Annotated in this window: 21 protein-coding genes; 3 read left to right on the top strand and 18 right to left on the bottom strand. The window is 58.8% G+C overall.

Annotated features, from left to right (window positions below; all coding sequences use genetic code 11):
- Positions 1–42 precede the first annotated feature (42 nt).
- From phnN to FA92_RS10460, 12 genes are all read right to left on the bottom strand, one after another.
- Positions 43–579 (bottom strand): ribose 1,5-bisphosphokinase, encoded by a 537-nt coding sequence (phnN, locus tag FA92_RS10405; RefSeq protein ID WP_033783441.1) that lies wholly within the window; start codon positions 577–579, stop codon positions 43–45.
- Positions 579–1715 (bottom strand): alpha-D-ribose 1-methylphosphonate 5-triphosphate diphosphatase, encoded by a 1137-nt coding sequence (phnM, locus tag FA92_RS10410; protein ID WP_013358334.1) that lies wholly within the window; start codon positions 1713–1715, stop codon positions 579–581. The genes phnN and phnM overlap by 1 nt, the downstream gene beginning before the upstream one ends.
- Positions 1712–2425 carry a phosphonate C-P lyase system protein PhnL gene (gene phnL / locus FA92_RS10415; RefSeq protein WP_033783443.1) on the bottom strand — a complete coding sequence of 238 codons (714 nt, stop codon included), beginning with the start codon at positions 2423–2425 and terminating at the stop codon, positions 1712–1714. Before phnL ends, phnM begins: the two co-directional genes overlap by 4 nt.
- Positions 2426–3187 (bottom strand): phosphonate C-P lyase system protein PhnK, encoded by a 762-nt coding sequence (gene phnK, locus FA92_RS10420; RefSeq protein WP_013358336.1) that lies wholly within the window; start codon positions 3185–3187, stop codon positions 2426–2428.
- Positions 3177–4025: an alpha-D-ribose 1-methylphosphonate 5-phosphate C-P-lyase PhnJ gene (locus FA92_RS10425; protein WP_033783444.1), complete on the bottom strand. Its 849-nt coding sequence runs from the start codon at positions 4023–4025 to the stop codon at positions 3177–3179. The genes phnK and FA92_RS10425 overlap by 11 nt, the downstream gene beginning before the upstream one ends.
- Complete coding sequence (locus tag FA92_RS10430; RefSeq protein WP_033783445.1) at positions 4018–5094, bottom strand: carbon-phosphorus lyase complex subunit PhnI; 1077 nt, start codon at positions 5092–5094, stop codon at positions 4018–4020. The genes FA92_RS10425 and FA92_RS10430 overlap by 8 nt, the downstream gene beginning before the upstream one ends.
- Positions 5094–5669 (bottom strand): phosphonate C-P lyase system protein PhnH, encoded by a 576-nt coding sequence (gene phnH, locus FA92_RS10435; RefSeq protein WP_033783447.1) that lies wholly within the window; start codon positions 5667–5669, stop codon positions 5094–5096. Before phnH ends, FA92_RS10430 begins: the two co-directional genes overlap by 1 nt.
- Positions 5669–6115: a phosphonate C-P lyase system protein PhnG gene (gene phnG / locus FA92_RS10440; RefSeq protein WP_033783448.1), complete on the bottom strand. Its 447-nt coding sequence runs from the start codon at positions 6113–6115 to the stop codon at positions 5669–5671. The genes phnH and phnG overlap by 1 nt, the downstream gene beginning before the upstream one ends.
- A complete protein-coding gene (gene phnF / locus FA92_RS10445; protein ID WP_013358341.1) occupies positions 6115–6828 on the bottom strand; it encodes a phosphonate metabolism transcriptional regulator PhnF in 714 nt (237 codons plus the stop codon). The genes phnG and phnF overlap by 1 nt, the downstream gene beginning before the upstream one ends.
- A gap of 233 nt (positions 6829–7061) precedes the next feature.
- Positions 7062–7871 (bottom strand): Brp/Blh family beta-carotene 15,15'-dioxygenase, encoded by an 810-nt coding sequence (locus FA92_RS10450; protein ID WP_033783449.1) that lies wholly within the window; start codon positions 7869–7871, stop codon positions 7062–7064.
- Entirely contained in the window at positions 7868–8581 is a 714-nt protein-coding gene (locus tag FA92_RS10455; RefSeq protein ID WP_033783451.1) for a bacteriorhodopsin, read from the bottom strand. Before FA92_RS10455 ends, FA92_RS10450 begins: the two co-directional genes overlap by 4 nt.
- 794 nt (positions 8582–9375) lie before the next feature.
- On the bottom strand, positions 9376–10467 hold the full coding sequence (locus FA92_RS10460; protein ID WP_033783452.1) for a mechanosensitive ion channel domain-containing protein: 1092 nt from the start codon (positions 10465–10467) through the stop codon (positions 9376–9378).
- 409 nt (positions 10468–10876) lie between these two features.
- Here FA92_RS10460 and FA92_RS10465 point away from each other — a divergent pair, with 409 nt between their 5' ends.
- Complete coding sequence (locus tag FA92_RS10465; protein ID WP_033783453.1) at positions 10877–13063, top strand: EAL domain-containing protein; 2187 nt, start codon at positions 10877–10879, stop codon at positions 13061–13063.
- A gap of 93 nt (positions 13064–13156) precedes the next feature.
- Here the strand turns inward: FA92_RS10465 and FA92_RS10470 are convergent, their stop codons facing one another.
- Genes FA92_RS10470 through FA92_RS10480 form a run of 3 tightly spaced genes read right to left on the bottom strand, consistent with a single transcriptional unit; the run spans position 13157 to position 16573 of the window.
- On the bottom strand, positions 13157–13843 hold the full coding sequence (locus FA92_RS10470; protein ID WP_033783455.1) for an isochorismatase family cysteine hydrolase: 687 nt from the start codon (positions 13841–13843) through the stop codon (positions 13157–13159).
- Positions 13824–15140: a cytosine permease gene (locus FA92_RS10475; protein WP_033783457.1), complete on the bottom strand. Its 1317-nt coding sequence runs from the start codon at positions 15138–15140 to the stop codon at positions 13824–13826. The genes FA92_RS10470 and FA92_RS10475 overlap by 20 nt, the downstream gene beginning before the upstream one ends.
- A complete protein-coding gene (locus FA92_RS10480) occupies positions 15137–16573 on the bottom strand; it encodes an amidase family protein (protein ID WP_033783459.1) in 1437 nt (478 codons plus the stop codon). The genes FA92_RS10475 and FA92_RS10480 overlap by 4 nt, the downstream gene beginning before the upstream one ends.
- Positions 16574–16939: 366 nt before the next feature.
- On the opposite strand from FA92_RS10480, the gene FA92_RS10485 reads away from it, so the two are divergent.
- A complete protein-coding gene (locus tag FA92_RS10485; protein ID WP_013358358.1) occupies positions 16940–17506 on the top strand; it encodes a hypothetical protein in 567 nt (188 codons plus the stop codon).
- A complete protein-coding gene (locus tag FA92_RS10490; RefSeq protein ID WP_013358359.1) occupies positions 17493–17720 on the top strand; it encodes a hypothetical protein in 228 nt (75 codons plus the stop codon). Before FA92_RS10485 ends, FA92_RS10490 begins: the two co-directional genes overlap by 14 nt.
- A 69-nt stretch (positions 17721–17789) precedes the next feature.
- Here FA92_RS10490 and FA92_RS10495 read toward each other — a convergent pair whose 3' ends face one another.
- The 3 genes from FA92_RS10495 to FA92_RS10505 all read right to left on the bottom strand — a co-directional run bounded on the left by FA92_RS10495 (position 17790) and on the right by FA92_RS10505 (position 22533).
- Positions 17790–18632, bottom strand: coding sequence for an oxidoreductase (locus tag FA92_RS10495; RefSeq protein ID WP_033783460.1), 843 nt, complete (start codon positions 18630–18632; stop codon positions 17790–17792).
- A gap of 98 nt (positions 18633–18730) precedes the next feature.
- Positions 18731–20512, bottom strand: a complete 1782-nt coding sequence (locus FA92_RS10500) for a thiamine pyrophosphate-requiring protein (protein WP_033783462.1) — start codon at positions 20510–20512, stop codon at positions 18731–18733.
- Between the two features lie 62 nt (positions 20513–20574).
- Entirely contained in the window at positions 20575–22533 is a 1959-nt protein-coding gene (locus FA92_RS10505) for a hydantoinase B/oxoprolinase family protein (RefSeq protein ID WP_033783464.1), read from the bottom strand.
- Position 22534: the final 1 nt, after the last annotated feature.

Here is a 22534-nt window from a genome sequence, read left to right on the forward strand (position 1 = left end):
TTATGGATATCGCTGCCGGAAGGTTTCCATTGGTGCCAGGTATCATTGATGCGCCTCCAGTATCTGGCGCAGCTGGCAGACGGTTTCCGCCAGCGCGCCGTCGTTGTTAAGAATCAGGCAGCCATCGGGCTGTGGCTGGGCAGCGCGCGCCAGCCGCTGGGCAATCTCCGCCTCATCTTCGCGCCCGCGCTGACGCAGCCGCGCCGCCAGCACCGCGGGCGTCACCTGCAGACAGACCGGCAGCAGCTGCGATCCAAACCGCGCCTGCGCCTGGGCCAGGTGCAGCCGCGACCCGTTCACCACCACATTCTGCCCGCGCAGCAGCCACTGTTCCGTCTCGCAGCCAATGCCGTAGCGGAAGCCGTGCGCCTCCCAGCTCACCGCGAACAGACCGAGTGCGGCGCGACGGTCAAACTCCGTTTCAGTCAGCGCCACATGATTTTCACCGCCCGCATCGGCGGCGCGGGTGATGTAGCGATGGGCGATCAGCAGCCGGGGCGGCGGTGCCGCCCGCAGCGCATCCAGCAGGCTGTCCTTGCCGGAGCCGGAGGGACCGGTAAGCCAGATCAGCCGTGCCATCAGTACACCTGCCGGCCTTTACTCCAGACGTGCCGCACGTGCGGATAGCCGTGGGCGGTGTGCGCCAGCACCAGGTCGGCGCGGCAGCCCTCGGCGATGACGCCGCGATCGAATAAACCTAATGCGCGGGCCGGGTTACAGGTCACCAGCGCGATGGCCTGCGCCATGCCGAGGCTGTTGCGCTCGTCAGCCGCCAGCCGGAACGCCGCATCCAGCAGGCTGGCCGGGTAGTAGTCGGATGAGAGAATATTCAGCAGGCCGTGTGACGCCAGTTCCCAGGCGGCAACGTTGCCGGAGTGCGAGCCGCCGCGCACGATGTTGGGCGCGCCCATCAGCACCTGCATGTTGCGATAGCGCGAGGCACGCGCCGCCTCCAGCGTGGTTGGAAACTCCGCAATGCGGCTGCCTGCCGCGTGAGACTCTTCCACGTGCGCCGCGGTAGCATCATCGTGGCTGGCGATGGCGATGCCATGCTCCCGGCACAGTCCGGCAATCGCCTGACGATTGGGCTGCGACCACTCCGCCGCCAGAGTGAGCTGGTCATGCTCGAACTGGTCCATCTCGGCGTCGTTGAGCTGATATTTGCCCTGATAATATTCGCGATATTTGATCAGCGAGGCGTACTGACGCTGGCCCGGCGAATGGTCCATCAGCGACACCAGCGCCAGCTCCGGCGTGCCCATTAGCGCTTCAAACAGCGGCGCGGTGGTGGGATGCGGCAGTTCACAGCGCAGATGCAGCAGATGCTCGGCGCGGTTCAGCCCTTTGCGGTTGCTGTCGCGGATGGCGTCGATCATCTTGCTGAGGTTATCCAGCCGGTGCCCACCGTCGCGCACATCACCCACGCCAATCGCGTCCAGCACGGTGGTAATCCCACTTGAGACCATCAGTGCATCGTGGCTGCTCATCGCCGAGTGCGCGGGCCAGTCCACTTTCGGGCGTGGGGTGAAAAACTTGTCGAGGTTATCGGTGTGCAGTTCCACCAGCCCCGGTAGCAGCCAGGCCCCTTCGCCGTCCAGCGCACCCGGCTGCTGGCTGGTGGTTTCGCTGAAGCTGGTGATGCGCTCGTCGCGAAACTCCAGCGATCCGGTCACCACCTCGTTTTCCAGCACCAGTCTGACGTTATTGATAATCATGCCTGCACTCCTGTGTCGATCGGATGCATCAGGTGCAGCCGGTCGGCTACCCGCTCGCGCACCGCCCGATCGTGAAAAATACCGACGATGGCGGCACCCCGGGCGCGCGCCTGTTCAATTAAGTCCACGACCGCCGCGCTGTTGACGCTGTCGAGCGAGGCGGTGGGTTCATCCAGCAGCAGCACCGGATAGTCGGCGATAAAGCCGCGTGCGATATTCACCCGCTGCTGCTCACCGCCGGAAAAGGTGGACGGGGCCAGCGACCAGAGACGCGGCGGCACATTCAGCCGGGTCAGCAGTTCGGCGGCCCGCGCTTCGCAGATTTCGCGATCCACGGCGCGCTCCAGCAGCGGCTGCATCACAATTTCCAGCGTCGGCACGCGCGGGATCACCCGCAGAAACTGGCTCACCCAGCCCAGCGTGTCGCGGCGCAGGGCGATAATCTGGCGCGCTGATGCCTGCGCCATATCGATCCACTCGCCCTGATGGGCAACCCGGATGTGGCCGCTGTCGGGCTGATAGTTGCCATAAAGCGCGCGCAGCAGCGTGGATTTGCCGCTGCCGGAGTGACCGTGCAGCACCACGCATTCGCCCTCGCCTACCGTCAGGCTGGCGTTGTGCAGCACCGGCAGCGCCGCGCCGTTCTGGTTGTGCAGCACAAAGGTTTTACACAGATTTTCGACCCGCAGGCGCGGAGTGTGATTCGTCATTTAATTAAGCACCGAAGAGACCAGCAGTTGAGTGTAAGGATGATGAGGATCGTCCAGCACGCGGTCGGTCAGACCGCTCTCCACCACCCGCCCCTGTTTCATCACCAGCAGGCGATGCGCCAGCAGTCGCGCCACGCCGAGATCGTGGGTGACAATCACCACCGCCAGATTCAGCTCGCGCACCAGCGTCCGCAGCAGATCCAGCAGTCGCGCCTGTACCGAGACATCCAGGCCGCCGGTCGGCTCATCCATAAACATCAGCTGCGGCTGCGTCACCAGGTTGCGGGCAATCTGCAGACGCTGCTGCATCCCGCCGGAAAAGGTGGTCGGCAGATCGTCGATGCGCCCGGCGTCTATCTCTACCGCCTGTAACCAGCGGCTCGCTTCAGCGCGGATGTCGCCATAGTGGCGCTGCCCGGTTGCCATCAGCCGTTCACCGATGTTGCCGCCCGCGCTGACCTGCGAACGCAGCCCGTCCATCGGATGCTGATGCACCACGCCCCACTCGGTGCGCAGCAGACGACGGCGGTCGCTTTCACTCATCTGATAAAGGTCGCGATTCTGATAAAGAATGCTGCCCTGCTGCGGTGTCAGACGCGCCGACAGGCTCTGCAGCAGCGTGGTTTTACCGGAGCCGGACTCGCCGACAATCCCCAGCACCTCGCCGGGCCAGAGATCAAAACTGACCTGCTCAAACCCTTTGCCCGGCGCATAAAGATGGGTGAGCTGGTTCACCGCAAGCAGCGGCTGTTCACTGTGCATGTTGCTGTTCCTGCTGCTGATGGCAAAAGTCGGTGTCGGAGCAGACAAACATCCGCGTTCCCTGATCGTCCATCACCACCTCATCGAGGTAGCTGTGACGCGAGCCACACAGCGCGCAGGGTTCTTTCCACTGCTGCACGGTGAAGGGGTGATCGTCGAAGTCGAGACTCTCCACGCGGGTGTAAGGCGGCAAGGCGTAGATGCGCTTTTCGCGCCCGGCACCAAACAGCTGCAGCGCGGGCATCATGTGCATCTTCGGGTTGTCGAATTTGGGGATGGGCGACGGATCCATCACGTAGCGATCGTTGACCCGCACCGGATAGGCGTAGGTGGTGGCGATATGGCCGTAGCGGGCGATATCTTCATACAGCTTCACCTGCATGATGCCGTACTCCTCCAGCGCATGCATGGTGCGAGTCTCGGTTTCGCGTGGTTCGATAAAGCGCAGCGGCTCCGGGATCGGTACCTGGAAAATCAAGATCTGATCCTCTTCCAGCGGCGTTTCCGGAATGCGATGCCGGGTCTGGATCAGCGTGGCATCGGCGGTGCGTTCGGTGGTCGCCGCACCGCTGACCCGCTTAAAGAACTGGCGGATCGACACCGCATTGGTGGTGTCATCTGCGCCCTGATCGATCACCTTAAGCACATCCTGATCGCCAATGACGCTGGCGGTGATCTGAATGCCGCCGGTGCCCCAGCCGTAAGGCATTGGCATCTCGCGTCCGGCAAACGGCACCTGATAGCCGGGGATCGCCACCGCTTTGAGGATGGCGCGACGGATGGTGCGTTTGGTCTGCTCGTCGAGATAGCCATTGTTATAGCCCGTGAGTTCAGCCATGGTTGCGCTCCTGATAATCGTGCTGCAGCTGTTTCAGCAATTCCAGCTCGGCCTGAAAATCGACGTAGTGCGGCAGCTTGAGGTGCGAGACAAAACCCGCGGCTTCGACGTTGTCGGCGTGTGACAGCACAAACTCTTCGTCCTGCGCCGGGCTGGTCACGCGCTCATTCTGCTCGCGGCTTTGCAGCGCCCGGTCCACCAGCGCCATCGCCATCGCTTTGCGTTCGGCGCGGCCAAACACCAGCCCGTAGCCACGGGTAAACTGCGGCGCAGCGTCATCGCTGTGGGCGACGCCGTTGACCATTTCACACTCCGTCAGCAGCAGTTCTCCGATATCCAGCTCAAAACCCAGCTCTTCGGGACAGATGCTGACGCTGAGAGTGCCGGTGCGGATCTCGCCAGCAAACGGATGGGTACGGCCATAGCCGCGCTGGGTCGAATAGCCCAGCGCCAGCAGAAAACCTTCGTCGCCGCGTACCAGCTGTTGCAGCCGCGCGGCGCGTGAAGCGGGAAAACTCACTGGCTCGCGGGTGATATCAACCGGTTCGCTGCCGTCATCCACCTCGCCAGCGGCCAGCCCTTCCTCAGTCATCATGCTGAACATGTGCGGACACTGGTCAGGCACCGATCGATCGTCACGCGGCGCAGCGGGCGTTTCACCGTTAGCCAGCAGCGTGAAGTCGAGCAGCCGGTGGCTGTAGTCATAGGTTGGACCCAGCACCTGCCCGCCCGGCAGATCTTTGTAGACTGCCGAGATGCGGCGTTCGATACGCATCGCACCGGTCGCCAGCGGCGTGCTCTCCGCCAGGCGTGGCAATGTGGTGCGATAGGCGCGCAGCAGAAAGATCGCCTCGACCAGATCGCCGCTGGCCTGCTTGATCGCCAGCGCCGCCAGTTCCGGATCGTATATTCCGCCTTCGGTCATCACCCGATCCACCGCCAGCCCCAACTGCTGCGCCACCTGATCGCAGCCAAGTTCGGCCACTGCCCTGTCGCCGCGTCGCAGATCGGCCTGCAACTGATGGGCATTTGAGATGGCTTTTTCGCCCCCTTTCACCGCGACATACATCAGCACACCTCCACAACGGTGGTGCGCGGCACGGCCATAATCGCTTCGCCACAGGTGAAGATCAGATCCACGCCCTGCGGGAAGGGATGCGGACGGGTGCGCAAATAGTGCAGTACGCTTTCCGGTAGCTGTGGCGCAATGGCGCGGGTTTCCCGCAGGCCGGGACCGGAGAGACGCAGCGTTAATCCGCCATTCAGCGACGGCACTTCGATGATCAGCGTGGTGCTTTTTTCCGGCGACAGGTTGTCACCCGCCGCGAACTGCGTGGGATCCGGCTGCGCCGCCGCATGGCTCAGGGCAAAAGGTGCGTCCTGCTGCGAAGTGATGGGCGCGCCGGTATGGAAGCGCAGATTGTTGCGCAGCTGTTCGTTGTCGATTTGCGCATCCAGCCAGACCGGGCTTTCCTGATCGACCAGCGTCAGCAGCAGCGCTGTGGCCGCCGGTGACAGTGCGCCCCAGCCCTGTTGCAGCGGCAGCGAGACCATCACGCCCGGTTCGCTCATCGCTTTGAGAATGCGGCGAAACGCACGCTGTGCATCCGCGACCGGATGGTTAAAACTTGCCAGTAATGTCATCAGTTATCTCCGCGAACCAGCGTAAAGAAATCCACTTTGCTGCTGGCGATTTCACGGGCGCGCAGCTGTCGCTGCTCATCGCGCCACGCCGCCAGCGGGGTAATAATCTTCTCTTCCAGCAGGGGCCGGGTTTCCGGCTGCTGCAACAGCGCATCCAGCAGAGCGCAGCGTTCGGCATGGGCTTTGTCACGCCCCAGCAGATAGCTGTAGCCCAGGGTGCCGTCGCCCAGCTGCACCACCGCGCGCGTCACCGTGGCATCGCCCATCACAAAGCGTTTACCGGTGGCCCCCATCCGCGCCTGTAACCGCGTCAGCCCGATCTCTGCCGGACGAATCAGGGTGAATTCGGGCTGGAGGTTAAGCGCCTGCCAGTGCTGTTCAAGCAGTGAGGCGCTGCTGTGCGCTAGCACCGACAGCCAGCGCTGACGATCCGTTTGCTGTTTCATTAGTGCTCCAGAGTCAGTTCGATCATGTCGCCGCGCGTCAGGCTGACGGAGTATTCCGCCAGTGCGCCATCACTGGTTTTGTTCAGGGTCCGCACGCAGAGCAGTGGCGCATGCAGCGCGATATCCAGCTGACGGCACTCCTTCGCCTGCGCCCGGCGGGTGCTGATGCGCGTCTGGGTGCGCACCAGCTGCTTGCCGGTGTGCTCGACTAAGAAGTCGTGTAGCGATCCACTGTTAAATTGCTGCAGCTGTGGCCACCAGCTAAGGTCGGCGAGGAAATGGTTGATCAGGCAGAGCGGCACGCCGTTGGCGCGGCGCAGGGTGCGCAGATGAATGACGTTGTCGCCCTCTTTTACGCCTAACGCATTGGCAACGTCGTTGCTGGCCGGACGCAGCACCGCCAGCAGCCGTTCGCTGGTTGGGTGACTGCCCTGCTCCATCAGGTTCTGACTGAAGCGCGCCTGGGCATGCAGCGGATAGTCATACGGGCGCATCAGCACCAGAATGCCAACGCCATGACGGCGCTGCAGCAGCCCTTTGTGCACCAGCTCATCAACGGCCCGGCGCAGCGTGTGGCGATTCACCTCATAGTGATCGGCCAGCTGCTGTTCGGAAGGAAGATAGTCGCCGCAGCGGTAACGCTCTTTCAGCGCCTGCTCCAGTTGGGCGGCAACAGCCTGATAGACAGTGGTCGGATGTCTGGATAACTCCATCACGATGAAATCCTCACGGGTTACAGAGTGGGAACGCAGTGATAAGACGCTGCGGGATGGGGTAAGCCTGAGGGAAGCAGATGACAGAACGGTGACGCGGGGGTGAAGGAGAGGTGAATGTGAGAGTCAGGATAGAGGGACGTTAAGGCTCAGAGGTTTATGAAAATAGTGTTCAGCATGAAGCAATCGGCCCTGCTCTCCCGATAACGTAGTCAGAGTGCAGCACAATGGCTTCACACCTGATGCCGGGATTCAAACCAGGGCGTAATAAGCATATGTGGAATTGCCAGTGCGGCTAGCGCAGTAAAGAGTGACTGAATACCCGCTTTGTCCGTGGGATGCATTAGCACAATGGTGCCCGCCGCCAACAGGATTGCTGCTGTCAGTATCGGCCATGTCGCTTGCAGGTAGCGGATGGTACTGTTGCACCCCAGCCGATCGCGCCGCTGCCGGGTTTGCGGGAGCGCATGCAAAATCAGAAAGCCCATTGAAAAACCGACGAAAGGCGGAAGAAGTAACAATGCCAGTGTACCGGCCAGAAGACGCCTGTCCCGGCGGAGTAAGCCCACAAAAATAAGGCCTGCTGCACAGAGTCCCCCTGTGAGGGCAATACCCATAGCAAAAGAGTGTGGCATCGGAAATCCCAGCCCCGCCTCGTGAAGAATGGTGCTGAACGCCTGCAAATGGAGTGTGGCTGGCGTCGCTATCATGCTTATCCCCCGCGCCAGACGTTCAATACCGCATCCATGAGGGGCATCCTCCAGCGCAAAGTGTATAGCAGAGGCCAGGAGAAAAACGGGCAGCGCCAGTGCCGGCGCACCGTGCCACCAGAACAGACAAATCACAATGACCAGCCCATAGGCGGCAAGGAACGGGAACTGACGTTCGCGTCGGACCACGTCAAGGTCGCTGGCACCGTGCGCCATGCCGATAAGGCCAATGGCGACGATCGCAAACAGTACCTGCCCGGCAAGAGGGCTGAAAGAGGCAGCCAGCGCTGCCCCCCAGAGTCCTGCCCATCCGAACCGCCCCTGGCCTGTCATCTCCGTACTGCACCAACAGGCACGGCATGAGAAAGGGCTTTCTTCATGTTAGCCGCGGCGTAGAAGGCATAGAAAACTTTTGCGATGATATCCAGAATCAGGAATGCCCAGACCGATGTTGCATCAGTGATGATCCTGAGTCCTTCCGGACCGACCAGAAAAACGATCGGATAGATAAACCATACGATGGTCAGCAAAGCCACGTTTTTGTTATAGGCACCTGCCAGCGCACTACCTCGCGTAGCGGCTATAGCACGCAGCGGTCCCCAGAGCAGATAAACAACGCCCAGAAATGCCGCGCATGACCAGAGATACCAGACCCATTTAGCGACAGTATTTTCCGCCAGCGAAGAGACCAGACCGGTGACGATCATCATCACATCCAGCACAATGATGGCCGTCAGAAAACCGCCCATTTCACCCGGCTTACCCTGTTCATGGAAAGCCAGCATGACCAGCCCGGCCAGTAAGAGAGGCGTGGTGACAGACCAGTCAGCATAACGTGCCAGATACACAACTGTGCCACTATCCAGCGTGAGGTTGCCAAACCCAAACGCCATGGCCAGATAGGCCGTGGCCGCAATGAACGGGACGGATGCGTGCACCAGTGTATGGTGACCAAAAGGATATTTTTTGTCGCCCGTCGCGTAGATAATCAGTGATGCGATGGCCATGACCGAAAACCCGATCATGAATGCGGTTTGATCCATTTTTCTCTCTCCTGTGCTAAGACGCCGGTCTCGCACCAGCAATGCAGCGATAAATTGTCGTTAATAAAGCAGGTTTATATTCATTCAACGAATATGCTGAAAGTATATGGCGATATTCGTCATCTGCTCATTGCAAAAAACCCACACTTCCTGATTTAAGATTTTTTGTTTAAAATCACGCCTTTTATTAGCTTTCTGAGAGTCAGATAAAAAAAGCAATGTAAAGTTATGTTTCTCAGCGTTTCGCTTTCCTACCAGTTTTTTGACATATGAAAAACACATTAACGTCTAACCCACTGATTTAGCTGTCAACAGTCATCGTGATATTTAGCAACCCCCGCCTTTGCATAAATTGACAAAAGAGCAAAATTTTTATTTTTGAGTGGTAAATTTTAAGGCAGGCGCTATGAGAATGGCGTGGTGAAAGGTTCATTTCATTTAAACGGCACAAATAAAAACCGAATGCTGACTGTCTGTGGATAATCAAAAGAAAATAATAATTCAGTAAGTTTTATACCCAAGCGCCTTTAAAAGAGGAAGCCCTGAACCAGCTGTCTTTTCACAGACAGAATAATGTTTTGAAGAAGGCAATCCTGATCGTTATGCGGAATGTTTTGCAGGCCAATTTTACAATACGTGGGCATTTGTTGCCTCTATCCGGCTCGTTAACGTCTGCCCGGCCCGGTAAAGTCACAAACGCGCAGGATTACTTTCAGACTTCGAGAGAAAAACGGCAGCCATGAGTTAACGTACAGGCTCACGTAAACTGCCGTTTCTGTTTCACTAAAGATCTTTTACTCCAGCCCCGCTATCCCAACCTTATCCCCCCCACTCTCCGTCAGCGACGCCCTCACCTGTGGCAGGCTTTCCGGATAATTCTGCTGAATAAACTCGATCATTTTTTCACGCACATAACAGCGTAAATCAAAGGCGATCGGCGAGTTCTGGGCAGTCATCAGCATCCTGATGGTCATGGTTTTCTCGGTGGTATCGGTTACCTGAAGCACTGAGGTTTCCTGATCCCAGAGTTTGGTTTCACTCAACACCTTCTCGAAATGCTTGCGCAGTGGCTCCAGCGGCATCGAGTAATCCACGTAGAGAAACACTGAGCCTAAAATCTGGGCATTGTTGCGCGTCCAGTTCTGAAACGGATTCTCGGTGAAATAGGTAATCGGCAGCACCAGACGACGCAGATCCCAGATGCGCACCACCACATAAGTCAGGTTGATCTCCTCAATCCAGCCCCACTCCTTTTCCACCACCACCGCATCATCAATCTTGATGGGCTGGGTAAAGGCAATCTGAATACCGGCGAAGAGGTTAACCAGCGACTTCTGTAAAGCAAAACCGATAATGATACCGGCGACACCGGCACCGGCCAGAATGGTGGTACCGAATTTACGGACGCCGGGGAAACTCAGCAGAATCAGCGAAACGCAGAACAGCACCAGGATGACAATAACCACTTTTTTGACGTAAATAATCTGGGTGCGGATTTTTCGCGCACGCAGGTTATTGGAAATATTAATGTCATAGCGAATGTAAAGCATATCCTGCGCCACGTTGGTCAGTCGGATTAAGACCGAGCAGAATGACATGATAATAAAGACGTTGATGATATTGGTGATGAGTTCGAGTGATTCAGGATGGAAATCGATGTAGTTAATCCCGACATTGATCATTAATAACGGCACGAAAAAGAACATCGAACCGCTAAGGTGCTTTTCCAGGGATTTGAACAGCTTTCTGTCACGGCTCTGCCAGTAGCGGATAAAAGCAAGCAGGATAAGGCGAGCCAGAAAACCCAGAACAAATGAAAGCGAGACGAGTAATACAACAGGCACCCATGACGGGAAACCAGATAACTCACCGAATAACAATGGCATTATTTTCCCTTTTTGTTAGCTGACAGGCGCAGGCTGTCAGATAAGTGACCCACTCAGTAACCGTTGTCTACACGGTTATCCGTCTGTAACACAATCAGCGCTCATGAGTATGAACCATAGCAGCGAAGTTGGCAGGAAATGCGCAGTGATGGGGTTGCTGAGGCCTTCAGCCTTACCGCATCAGGTCAGGATGTACAATCCTGACCTGAATGCCAATGGCATGACTGCCATCCTCATTAAAATAACTGATAAAACGCGCTCACTTTCTTTTCCTGACTGTCAGCGTTCCCCGGCCACCCGTTAACAGAAAAACGCTCGCCTGTTCACTATCCATCACGCTTTTCATGGACGATCAGTTGCTATCTGCTAATTTTTAAGCTGTTGCCCTGGTGCAGAGAAAAACAACAATATGATTAACACCCTTAAACTTTCCTCTGATTTTCGCCGCAGTTTCCTGCGCGAAGTGCTGGTGCCGCTGGTGGCTATCCTTGTGCTGACATTTGCCGGTGCAGGTACGGCACTGTTTATTGGCACATCACTGACCAATACTGAGGCCCGGCATCAGCAACAGCGGATGATTGAGGCCTCTTTTTCGCAAAGTCTGAATGAGCATCTGCGCCAGTTGCATAGCCTGTCACGCTGGCGTCCCTTTGAGGAGCATCTGGCAGAGGGCAACAGCGACAGGTGGCTGGATGAGAACATCGGGCAGTGGCTCTATGAGATGTTCGGTCATCAGCTGATTATGGTGCTGGATGCGCAAAACCAGATCGTCAGAGTCTGGCGTGAAGGCCAGACCGTCTCCGCAGCAGAGAGTGATCCGCTGATTGGTGATGTGCTGCAAAACACGCTGATCCAGGATCCCAGGCGCCAGGATAACGCCGATTATGCCCGTATCACCCAGCGTGCTGCGGCACTTGCCGTGGGTAACATCCAGCGGGATAGCGATGACCTGCCGCGCTTCCGGCTGGTGAGCCTGAAATTTCTCGATGACGGTTATCTGGCTAGCCTGGCGGAGCGCAATCAGCTGGAGGGACTGCACTTCTCCGACGGTTCGTCTCAGTCCGGCACCAGCGCGCGCTATCTGCTGATCGCCCAGGCGGGCGAGCCGGTCGGCTATCTCAACTGGATCCCCTCCCGTCCGGGCGCGCAGATGCTGCGTACTATCGGGCCGTCTACCGGGCTGGCGGTGCTGGCGATATCGCTGCTCTGCCTGTATATGGTGCGGCGACTCTGGAACTCATCGGTTAACCTCTCGCAATCGATGCTCCGGCTTGGCGCGTCAGAAGCGCAGGCGCAGCATCTGGCATTTCATGATGTGCTGACCGGACTGCCGAACCGCGCGCTGGTGGAAGACCGGCTGACCCAGGCGCTGGCCCTGGCGACGCGCAACGATCAGCGGGTAGCGCTGCTGCTGATCGATCTCGACCGCTTTAAGGCCGTCAACGATACCCACGGTCATCATGCTGGCGATGAGCTGATCATCGCGGTGGCGCAGCGCCTGAACCGTATCGTGCGTGCCAGCGATACCGTGGGACGCATCGGCGGCGATGAATTTATCGTGGTGATGCCGGAGGTCGATAACATCGGTCAGGTGAACAGCCTGGCGCAGCGCATGATTGACGAGCTGGCTCAGCCGTTTACCCTGTTCGGCAGCGATGTCTGGAGCGGGGCCAGTATCGGACTGGCGCTGGCACCTAAAGACGGCATTGATCGGCTGGAGCTGATGCGCAAAGCCGATATTGCGCTGTATGAAGCCAAAAGTGGCGGACGTGGCCGGTTTCGTCAGTTTGAACGGGCGATGGATGAGTCAGTGCAGACGCGGCAGACCATTGCCGCCGATCTGCGTACGGCACTGCAAACCCGACAGGGACTGGAAGTGTGGTATCAGCCCCTGATGGACGTTGGCGGTCAGCAGATGGTCGGCATCGAGGCGCTGCTGCGCTGGCATCACCCGACACGCGGCCTGATCGCACCCGGTGAATTTATCGCGATTGCCGAAGAGACCGGCCTGATTATCCCGCTGGGCGAATGGGTGCTGGCTGAAGCCTGTGCCACTCAGCAGCGCTTTCCCGATTTGCTGGTGGCGGTCAATGTCTCGCCCGTGCAGTTCCGCTCTACCGGCTTTGTTGACCGTGTGATGACGATTGTCAGCCAGCACGGCGGTGACCCAAAGCGGCTGGAGCTGGAAATCACCGAAGGCGTGTTAATCGAGGATGAACGCGAAGCACGCGAGATTATTGTGTCGCTGCGTGAGGCGGGCTTCCGCATCGCGCTGGATGACTTCGGCACTGGCTACTCCAGCCTCAACTACCTCAGCACCTTCCCGGTGGACAAAATCAAAATCGACCGCTCGTTCACCCAGTCGCTGGGCGTGGCGGAAAATTCCGTGGCGATTGTCGAGTCCGTGGTGAAACTGGGTCACGCCATGGGCCTGATGGTGACGGCAGAAGGTGTGGAGACCGCAGGGCAGATGTCTGCACTGGCAGATGCAGGCTGTAATCAGTTACAGGGCTATCTGTTCAGTCAGGCAGTGCCCGCCGATCAGCTCGCCGCGCTGATGACATTACCTGCGCCAGAGGAGACGCAGCGGGAATAGTGCTGCGCATAGCCTGAGCGGATAACGGCGCTCAGGCTATGCGGAATCATCCTGAGAATCAGGGCAGCACCTCTTGCTATGGGATGCAATACGCTACACGCCCAGGCTATCCAGCAGCGCGGCCGACGTAGCGACCGCGCCAAAGATGCCGCCCTGCATATGGATCATGCTCAGCGCCGCCTCATGATGACGCCGCTCCGTTGCGGCACAGCAATCGGCGAGCACCAGGCATTCAAAGCCGCGATCGTTGGCTTCGCGCAGCGTGGTGTGGACGCAGACGTCGGTGGTAATGCCGGTGAGGATCAGGTTACGGATACCGCGACTGCGCAGAATCAGCTCCAGATCGGTGGCGTAAAACGATCCCTTCCCCGGTTTATCAATCACCACTTCCTCCGGCAACGGAGCCAGCTCCGGGATAATCTCCCAGCCTGGTTCCCCGCGCACCAGAATACGGCCACAGGGTCCCACATCGCCTATCCCGGCGTTCATCCGTCGCGAGCGCCAGCGTTTGTTAGCGGGCAGATCGCTGAGGTCGGGCCGGTGCCCTTCACGGGTATGAATAATCGGAAACTGCCGGACGCGCATCGCCGCCAGCACCTGTTGCAGTGGGGCGATAGGCGCGCGGGTCAGGCTCACGTCATAGCCCATGCTGTCGACATAGCCGCCGACGCCACAGAAATCGGTCTGCATATCAATCACGATCAGCGCCGTGTCAGCCGGGGTAAAGCTGCCGTCAAACGGCCAGGCGTAGGGGGTCGAATTAACGCTGTAATCGGGCATTGCTGTTCTCCATTACCGGGCGCGGCATGCGCATTTTAGTGATCAGGGTGTAGCTGATGGCGGCGGTCACCAGACCGATTACCGCTTCGCCAAACTGCGGGAAAGCCACATGGGCGATGACCGCACACAGGCTGCCAATCGCCCAGGCGGCAAACGCGGTGCCACGGAAACGCTGCGCCGGACGCTGCTCGCTGATGCGCGCCATGAAAATCAAGTCCACAATCATCACCGCACCAAACGGTGGCACCACAATCCCCAGCAGGCTGAGCCACGCCAGGAAGTAAGACCAGACCCCCGCCAGCGCCAGCACGCCGCCAATGGCACCGAGGATCAGCGTCCAGAGTCGCATTTTGCTGCTGAACAGATGACTGAAACCCACCGCGCCATTGTAGAGACAGTGTGTGCAGACCGATCCCAGGTTGATAAAGACAAACAGACAGGCCACTACCGACAGGAAGGCGCTGTGTCCCATCAGCATCGGCAGGAAGTTACCGCCGTTGGTCAGCGGATCAACCGCCGCGCCCACTGCCACAATCACCACGCCGAACAGATAGGAGATTACATTGGCGACCGGGAATGCAGAGAACGCGGCGATCACCGCCGAGCGGCCATTCTTCGACCAGCGGGTAAAGTCAGCGGTCATGGTGCCGGAGTCGGCAAAGCCGGCCACCACCATAGTGACAGCGGTGCCCATGCTCATCGCACCGGCGGCGCTGGCGCTGCCCTTCCACTGCGTCACGATGGAGAAGTCGTGCTGTTTGCCGATCAGCCATAGCGCTACTATCCCCAGCACCACAAACAGCGGCGCGGCAATCATCCCCAGCACCGACAGTGCCCGCACGCCCAGGAACGTGATACCGGTATAGAGGATCATGGCAAAAGCCGTCACCGCCAGCGCATTCCAGCCAAAGGTCTGGTTAATGACCGTACCGGTAAGACCCGTCTGGAAAGCATACCAGCCGATCACCACCGTCGAGAGAAAACCCGAGACCAGAATGTAGCCTTTGCTGCCAAAGGTGCGTCTGGCCTGTAAAGCAAAGTTCATCCCGGTGTTACCGGCGAACCAGCTCAGCGCACCGACATAGGCGAACAGCACCAGGTTGCCCAGCAGAATAGCAATCAGCGCGGGCCAGAAGCCCAGGTGCCAGGTGATAATGCCGCCAAACAGCGCGTTGGTGAGGATCATCGGGAATCCAAACCAGACCGCCGAGACGGAGCGGGTGGAATGACGATGCGACAGCGGCACCGGCTCATGTTCAAACTCCTGCTCCAGCGCAGGTGTATCAGATGTTTTCATTGGGCGATTCCGGGTTGAAGGTGATTCCACGGCTGAATGCGCTCGAAAGCGGCACTGGCAGCCAGCACTAACGCATCATCAAGATGACGTCCGACAATCTGCATCCCGACGGGCAGGCCGCTGGCGGTAAAACCGGCGGGCACGGACGCGGCGGGCTGTCCGGTGAAGTTGAACGGGTAACAGAACGAGAGCCAGTGATCGTTGCGGACCATACGGCCATCGATGATCTCCGGTCCCTGCATCCCCAGCGGAAATGGCGGCACTGCCAGCGTCGGCGTGATCAGCAGATCAAAGCGCTGCATAAAGCGCCACAGGCTGTTGCTGACCGCTTTGCGGGTGGCGATGGCATCGGTAAAGTTTTCCGCCCGCCAGTCGCGCTGCAGCATGGCGACCAGATGCGGCGACATCGCGCTGCCCTGCTCCGCCATCATCTGGCGCATGCCGGTAAGATCGCTCTCCATCGCCACCAGCGCGCCAAAGGCGGCAGCCGGATCCGGGAAACCGGGATCGGCCAGTTCCAGCTCCGCACCGATTTCAGCGGCAAAGCGTTGCACCGCCGCGCTGACCACCGCCCGCACTTCCGGGTCAACCGCCACATAACCAAAGTCCGCGCTGAAGGCGATACGCAGTTTGCCGGGCAGCTGTTCTGGTGCACCCAGCCAGTCAACGTCGCTGCAGGGGATCGAGTGGCGGTCACGCATATCCGGCCCCGCCATCAGTGACATCATCAGGGCGGCATCGCGCACGCTGCGCGTCATCGGCCCGATGTGTTCCAGCGACTCCCAGCTCGACACGCCGGGATAGCGCTCATCGCGGCAGCCGGGCCACAACGGCACCCTGCCCATTGACGCCTTAAAGCCAAAAATGCCGCAGTGCGCCGCCGGAATGCGTACCGAGCCGCCGCCGTCGCTGCCCAGTGCAATCGGGCAGAGTCGCGCCGCTACCGCCGCGCCGGAGCCGGCACTGGAACCGCCTGGCGTCATCCCCAGATTCCAGGGATTGCGCGGCGACGGAAACAGCGGATTGTGTCCGACACCGCTGTAACCAAACTCAGGCGCGGTGGTTTTGCCCAGCAGGATGGCGTCGGCGGCCAGCAATCGCTCCACCGTGATGTCGTCATCTTCCGGTACGAAATCTTTGTACGCCGCCGAACCGGAGGTGGTTCGGACATTAGCGGTGCAGATTAAATCTTTCACCGCCAGCGGCACGCCTGCCAGCGCGCCCAGCGTTTCTCCACGCGCCCGTCGGGCATCCACTTCTCTGGCCTGTGCCAGCGCCAGTTCGGGGGTCGGCGTACAAAAGGCCTGTATCACCAATTCCCGCCGTTCCATCCGCGCGAGTGCTGCCCCGGTCAGCTCGCAGGCCGAGACTTCCCCGCTGCGGATCAGTGCGGCCATCGTGGTGGCATCTTCGTCTAATAAGGAGTCAAACATGAGTAACCTCGCCAGAATTGTACCTGTCAGCTAGTGCATGAAGCGTGCCAGTTAGCGGTGATGCGAGCGGTCTGAGACAGGGATGCCAGATGGAATACGGCCTGGGATACAAGATCGAATTCTTATGATGTCGGGGGTGGGTGGCTGTTTATTTTTTAAGCGCGATGATGGCGCAGGGCTGCGCGATAAGGGGGCGTGATAGGTGAATGGTTTGCGGTCTGGCTTACAAAACGATGTTGTTAATCAGCAAGAGCAGATGAAATGCTGGAATGCATAACCACACTTTTAATATGGATATTCGACTGATCTCAGCAGTAACTGAAAAATCGATTTTCAGGGATTTATACATTACGGCAGGGATGAGAAGTGCACATTGAAGAAGATATTTATCTCGAAAACTACGAAATCAGGCGAAAAAGATTCATTTATGATCGCCAGATTTATCACAGCTACGTTTTTGTTGTCGGTAGCGAAACTTACACTGTCATCGTTGGCGACCGGATAGATGAACAGACCTTTATCCGCATCGGATATCGGATGCCAACAGGTATCTCCTTTCCGGTTAATGGCCTGGCTGAGGTTTGTTTTGACGTGTTCGATGGTCTGGATTGCCTGGGCGATTTTCGCCACATCAGCATTCCCGGATTAGGTAGTGCAGTCGTTTTAAAAAGCGTAGTACTTGCGTTAATGGCACACCATGAAAGCTTCTCTATCGGCGGTTTTATTTTCCAGCCTGCGTCGGGAGAGATCGCTGAACGCAATCGTCCGACTCCCCTGGAAGAGATTTATGACGCCATGCTTGGGTTAAAAAATGAACTACGCTACAATCGCCGAACAGGGTTGCCAAAGAAAGCGCCGCAACCTTTAATCCCGGACTGTTTCCAGGCTTATAAAGTAGTGACTACAGGGAGAGCTTGCTATGTCGTTTTATGATACACACGATGAAACAACCCCTTTGGCTCCGGTTGAAACCCGATATAAGGAGTTAAGGGCACTTTTGATTGCTGAGTGGCTGGCCCGGCCCGATCTGCCCGCCATTAAAGCCCAGTTAGCTCAGGCGAGAAAACGTTCCTCATCTGCCCTGTTGCGCCGTAAGCTGAAAGAGCTGAATGCGCGTGAAACGCAGGAAGCTAAGGCACTCGATTAGCGCTTAAAGGCCCGATAAACGGGCCTTTCGTATTTTAACGGCTTCCCGCCACCCACAGAGCACTCACCTCTATTCCGGAAAATCCGTCTCCACTGACGTCTGTTTCCACGCTTCGATCTCAGCCAGGCGCTCTTTGAGCTTGCTGGTTACGGCGTCATGGCCCCAGGCCCCCATCACCAGATGGCGTGGCGGGTTGTCATGTTCGGTGATGGCGATCATTGCCGTGGCGGCCCGTGCCGGATCGCCTTTCTGAGTACCGCTGTATTCGGACGTCGCTTTCATCCGCGCAGCCGCGGTCTCTGCATATTCCGGCAATTTACTCGGCGTCTGATGCAGTGAGCGTCCGGCCCAGTCGGTGCGGAACGGACCGGGCTCTACGCAGGTCACGTGAATGCCCAGCGGCCCCGCTTCCAGCGCCAGTGAATCGGACCAGCCTTCCACCGCATGTTTGCTGGCAGAGTAGTAGCCTGAGCTGGCAAAGCCAATCAGGCCTGCCACGGAGGTAATGTTGATGACATGACCGCTGCGCGCCTTGCGCATCGCAGGCAGTACGGCGCGCGTCAGAGCGAACAGGCCAAAAACATTGGCATCAAACTGGGCGCGGATTTCACTTTCCACACCCTCTTCCACCGAACTCTGATAGCCGTAACCGGCGTTGTTTACCAGCACATCAATGGTGCCGAACGTGTCCAGTGCTGCGCTGACGGCCTGGTCGATACTCGCCTGACGGGTCACATCCAGCGCCACCGCCAGTGCGTTGTCGTGTCCTTCAACCAGATCGGCAATCGACGCCGTATCACGCGCCGTCACGACGACCTTAAAACCACGCGCGATGGTCTGCTGCGCCAGTTCACGACCAAAACCGGTCGAACATCCCGAGATTAACCAGACAGGGCTGGAATGAGCAGTCATAACAAGACTCCCGTTGAGTATGAAGAAGGGGTTTAAGACCCGGACGCGAGTGCATCCGGGGATCAAGGTTAGCGAGGCGCGACCGCCTCACTTAGCCCTTAATGCTTTTTATGAAACAGCTGACTGGCGGTGTCGCTGATGATCTGCGCGGCCCCGCGATCGCCCTTCACCATCGACGCCATAAAGGCTTTTGCCTGCTTAAGGGTGATGTGCGGCGGTAACGGCGCGACCTCCGGATCGGTTTTCACCTCCAGCAAGACAGGGCGATCGGCACTGAGCGCACGCTGCCAGGCACCGGCCAGATCGTCCGGGTTATCGACAAAAATTCCGACCATCCCCAGCGACTGCGCAAACTCGGCATACTTCACGTCCGGCAGCTGCTGCGAGGCTTCGAAGCGCGGATTACCCTCCATCACGCGCTGCTCCCAGGTGACCTGATTAAGATCCTGATTATTGAACACGCAGACGATCAGGCGCGGATCGGCCCACTGCTGCCAGTATTTCTGGATGGTGATCAGCTCAGCCATGTTGTTCATCTGCATCGCGCCATCACCCACCAGCGCCACCACCGGTTTCTCCGGGTGAGCAAATTTCGCTGCAATCGCGTAAGGCACCGCCGCGCCCATACAGGCCAGGCCGCCGGAGAGCGAGGCACGCTGACCCTGTTTCACCCGATAGTCGCGGGCGAACCAGTTGGCGCAGGAGCCGGAATCCGACGTGACAATCGCGTTGTCCGGCAACTGAGGTGACATCTCCCACACCACCCGCTGCGGATTGACCGGATTAGCGGGTGCCATGGCGCGCTCTTCCATCAGCGTCCACCAGTCACGTACCTGAACCGCGATATCCTCCTGCCAGCTGCGATCCTCTTTGTGGGTGAGCAGCGGCAGTAGCGCACGCAGGGTTTCAGCCGCATCGCCATGCAGATTGACTTCGCTGGGATAGCGCAGGCCAAGCATAGCGGGATCGATGTCTATCTGAACCGCACGCGCCTTGCCCTCTTCCGGCAGAAATTCCGTCCACGGGAAGCCGCTGCCGATCATCAGCAGCGTGTCACAGTTCTGCATTAAATCGGATGAAGGTTTGGTACCGAGCAGGCCAATCGAGCCGGTAACAAAAGGCGCATCGTCCGGCAGCACATCTTTGCCAAGCAGCGCTTTCGCCACGCCTGCACCCAGCACATTGGCGACCTGCACCACTTCAACGGCGGCGTCGCGTGCGCCTGCGCCAATCAGAATCGCCACTTTTTTACCGGCATTAAGCACCTCGGCGGCGCGTTGCAGGTCCGCTTCGTAAGGAATGACTTTAGGACGCTGATAGCCGCTGCCGGAATGGGTAAAGCCGTGCAGATGCTGCGGCGGCTGCCACTCTTCATCCTGAATATCTTTAGGGATGATGATCACCGCAACGCCGTTTTGCGCTTTGGCAATGCGCACGCCACGGTCCAGCAGATGGCGCACCTGCGTCGTGGTCGAGGCTTCCTGAACGAAGTTGGCGACGTCCGAGAAGATGCGATCCAGATTCATCTCCTGCTGATAGCTGGCACCCCGCGCGGTCGCTTCTGCCTGTCCGGCAATTGCCAGCACCGGGGCATGGTCCATTTTGGCGTCATAGAGTCCGGTCAGCAGGTGGGTTGCACCCGGTCCGCCAGTCGACAGGCAGACGCCCAGCTCGCCGGTAAATTTCGCGTGTCCGGCCGCCATAAAGGCCGCCATCTCTTCATGGCGCACCTGAATAAATTCGATGCCGTCGCCTTTGGCATTCGCACGCTGAATCGCCCCCAGCACGCCGTTAATCCCGTCTCCCGGGTAGCCGTAAATGCGTGTGACGCCCCACTCTTTCAGTCGCTGGACAAAAAAATCACTGGTTTTCATGCTCATCGTCGCGTTTCCCCTCGTTGTCCTTACAGACTTAAAGCGTAGTAGACGATGAGCCATCGCCGTCAACTGTTCGCCATTGCCGGGTATCGCTGACGCAAATCACTGAATATTTGATTCATATCCGCCGTTTCGCCTGTCTCCTCCACCACCCGGAATACCTGGGTTTTCAGGAAGTGACGCCAGCTCACCGGCGCGCTGGCCAGAAAGGCGGTCAGCAACTGATAACGCTGTGGCGTCCAGAGCGTTTCGAAGCGCTGGCGTGCTTCGCCGTGCTCAAAATGATGCACTGGATGCTGTGGCATGTCAGCGCGCAGGCATTCTGTGGCTTCACGATCCACGCGGTTATCTGTCACCACCACGCCATACTGCGCTCTGGCCGCCGCCACGCTGAGATAGCCACAGCGCAAATCCTGCATGACTGCCTCACTATCGCGCTGCGATGGCAGGCCGTAACCGCCCGCGCCGGGTCCGCGCACGTCGACCACGTCACCCGGCTGGCAGTGGATCACATCGGTGTTACCGTGATTAATAACTTCACCGTTGCGCCGGGTACGGAAGGTCGACAGCGCGCCGCTCTGTCCGCCCACTACACCCGCCGAGGCAAACACTGACCGGTTACGGTTGCGCGCGGTAATAGTGGTGTTGGGCGAGAAAATCTCGAACGCCATTTCGGTGGCTAAGCCGCCGCGATAGCGACCGGCGCCAGCGCTGTCCTGCGCCAGTCCGTAGCGATGGAAGCGAATCGGCACTTCCGCTTCATTGATCTCGATCGGGGTATTTTTCAGGAAGGCTGAAAGACCGCCGGAACCGTCGGGTCCGTCATGACGCGGCGTGCCGCCCGCGCCACCGCCCACCGGCCCCAGTGAGGCGACCACGCTATGGTTCTGTGTCTGGGTACGGATGTTCATGATCGAGTTGCCGCCCGGTGAATTCGCGGGCAGGCGGTCCGGCATCGCCAGCGAGAAGACGCCAATCGTCGCAATCTGCGACAGCGCACAGGTCAGCGAGCGCATCCCTACCGCTGCGGGTGCTTCGCAGTTCATCACCGTGCCAGGCGGCAGAATTGCCCGGGTCGGCCGCAGCGTACCGGCGTTGAGCAGCAGTGAACGATCAAGGGTGGAGAGCACATAGGTAACGCCCACCAGCGCCAGCGGATGCCGCTCGCGCCCGCCGGTCGGCATGTTCAGCGACGACGCCAGCTGCGGGTCGCTGCCGGTGTAGTCCAGCTCCAGCCGATCGCCTTGCACCCGCAGCGTAATGGCGATGCGACAGGGATAGCCGCCCTCGCCATCTTCATCGGCGTAGTCGGCATAAAAGTATTCACCGTCGGGAATGGTACTGATAATCGTGCGCGCCTGCGCTTCAGCATAATCGAGAATGCCCTCAATGCCCTGCAAAAAATCATCAATGCCAAAGCGGGCAATGATGTCGTGGATTTTGCGCTCTCCGACGTTCACCGAGGCCAGCTGCGCCTTGAAATCGCCCCAGTTCTGGTCCGGCACCCGCACGTTGAGCCGCATAATGCTGGCGATCTCTTCATTAAGCTGCCCCTGTTGCATGATCTTCAGCGGCGGGATGCGGATCCCCTCCTGCACGATATCGGTCAGCGAGCGCGACAGCGAGGCAGGCACGGCGCCGCCGACGTCAGTGTTATGAATGTGGCCCACCACGAAACAGACGATTTCACCCTGATGGAACACCGGCTTCCAGATGTGGATATCAGGCGAGTGAGTCGCCACGTTGCCAGCATAGGCGTCGTTGGTAATGCAGATATCGCCCTCGGCGTACTCTTCTATCAGCGCCAGCACCGGCGCATAGTCGATGCCGCTGTACCAGGGCGCGCCAAAGCTGCGCGGCGAGGCAAACGCCAGCCCGCTGCGGCTGACGATCTGGCAGGAGAAATCTTCCGTCTCTTTCACGAAGGTGGAGTGCGCGGTGCGCATCAGCGTAAAGGCCATCGCGTCGGCCGCAGCAGCGCAGTAGTTCGCCAGGATCTGTAAGTTACGTCCGTCAATCGCCATG

The sequence above is a fragment of the Pantoea sp. 9140 genome (genome assembly GCF_000745295.1).
Lineage (GTDB): Bacteria > Pseudomonadota > Gammaproteobacteria > Enterobacterales > Enterobacteriaceae > Pantoea > Pantoea vagans.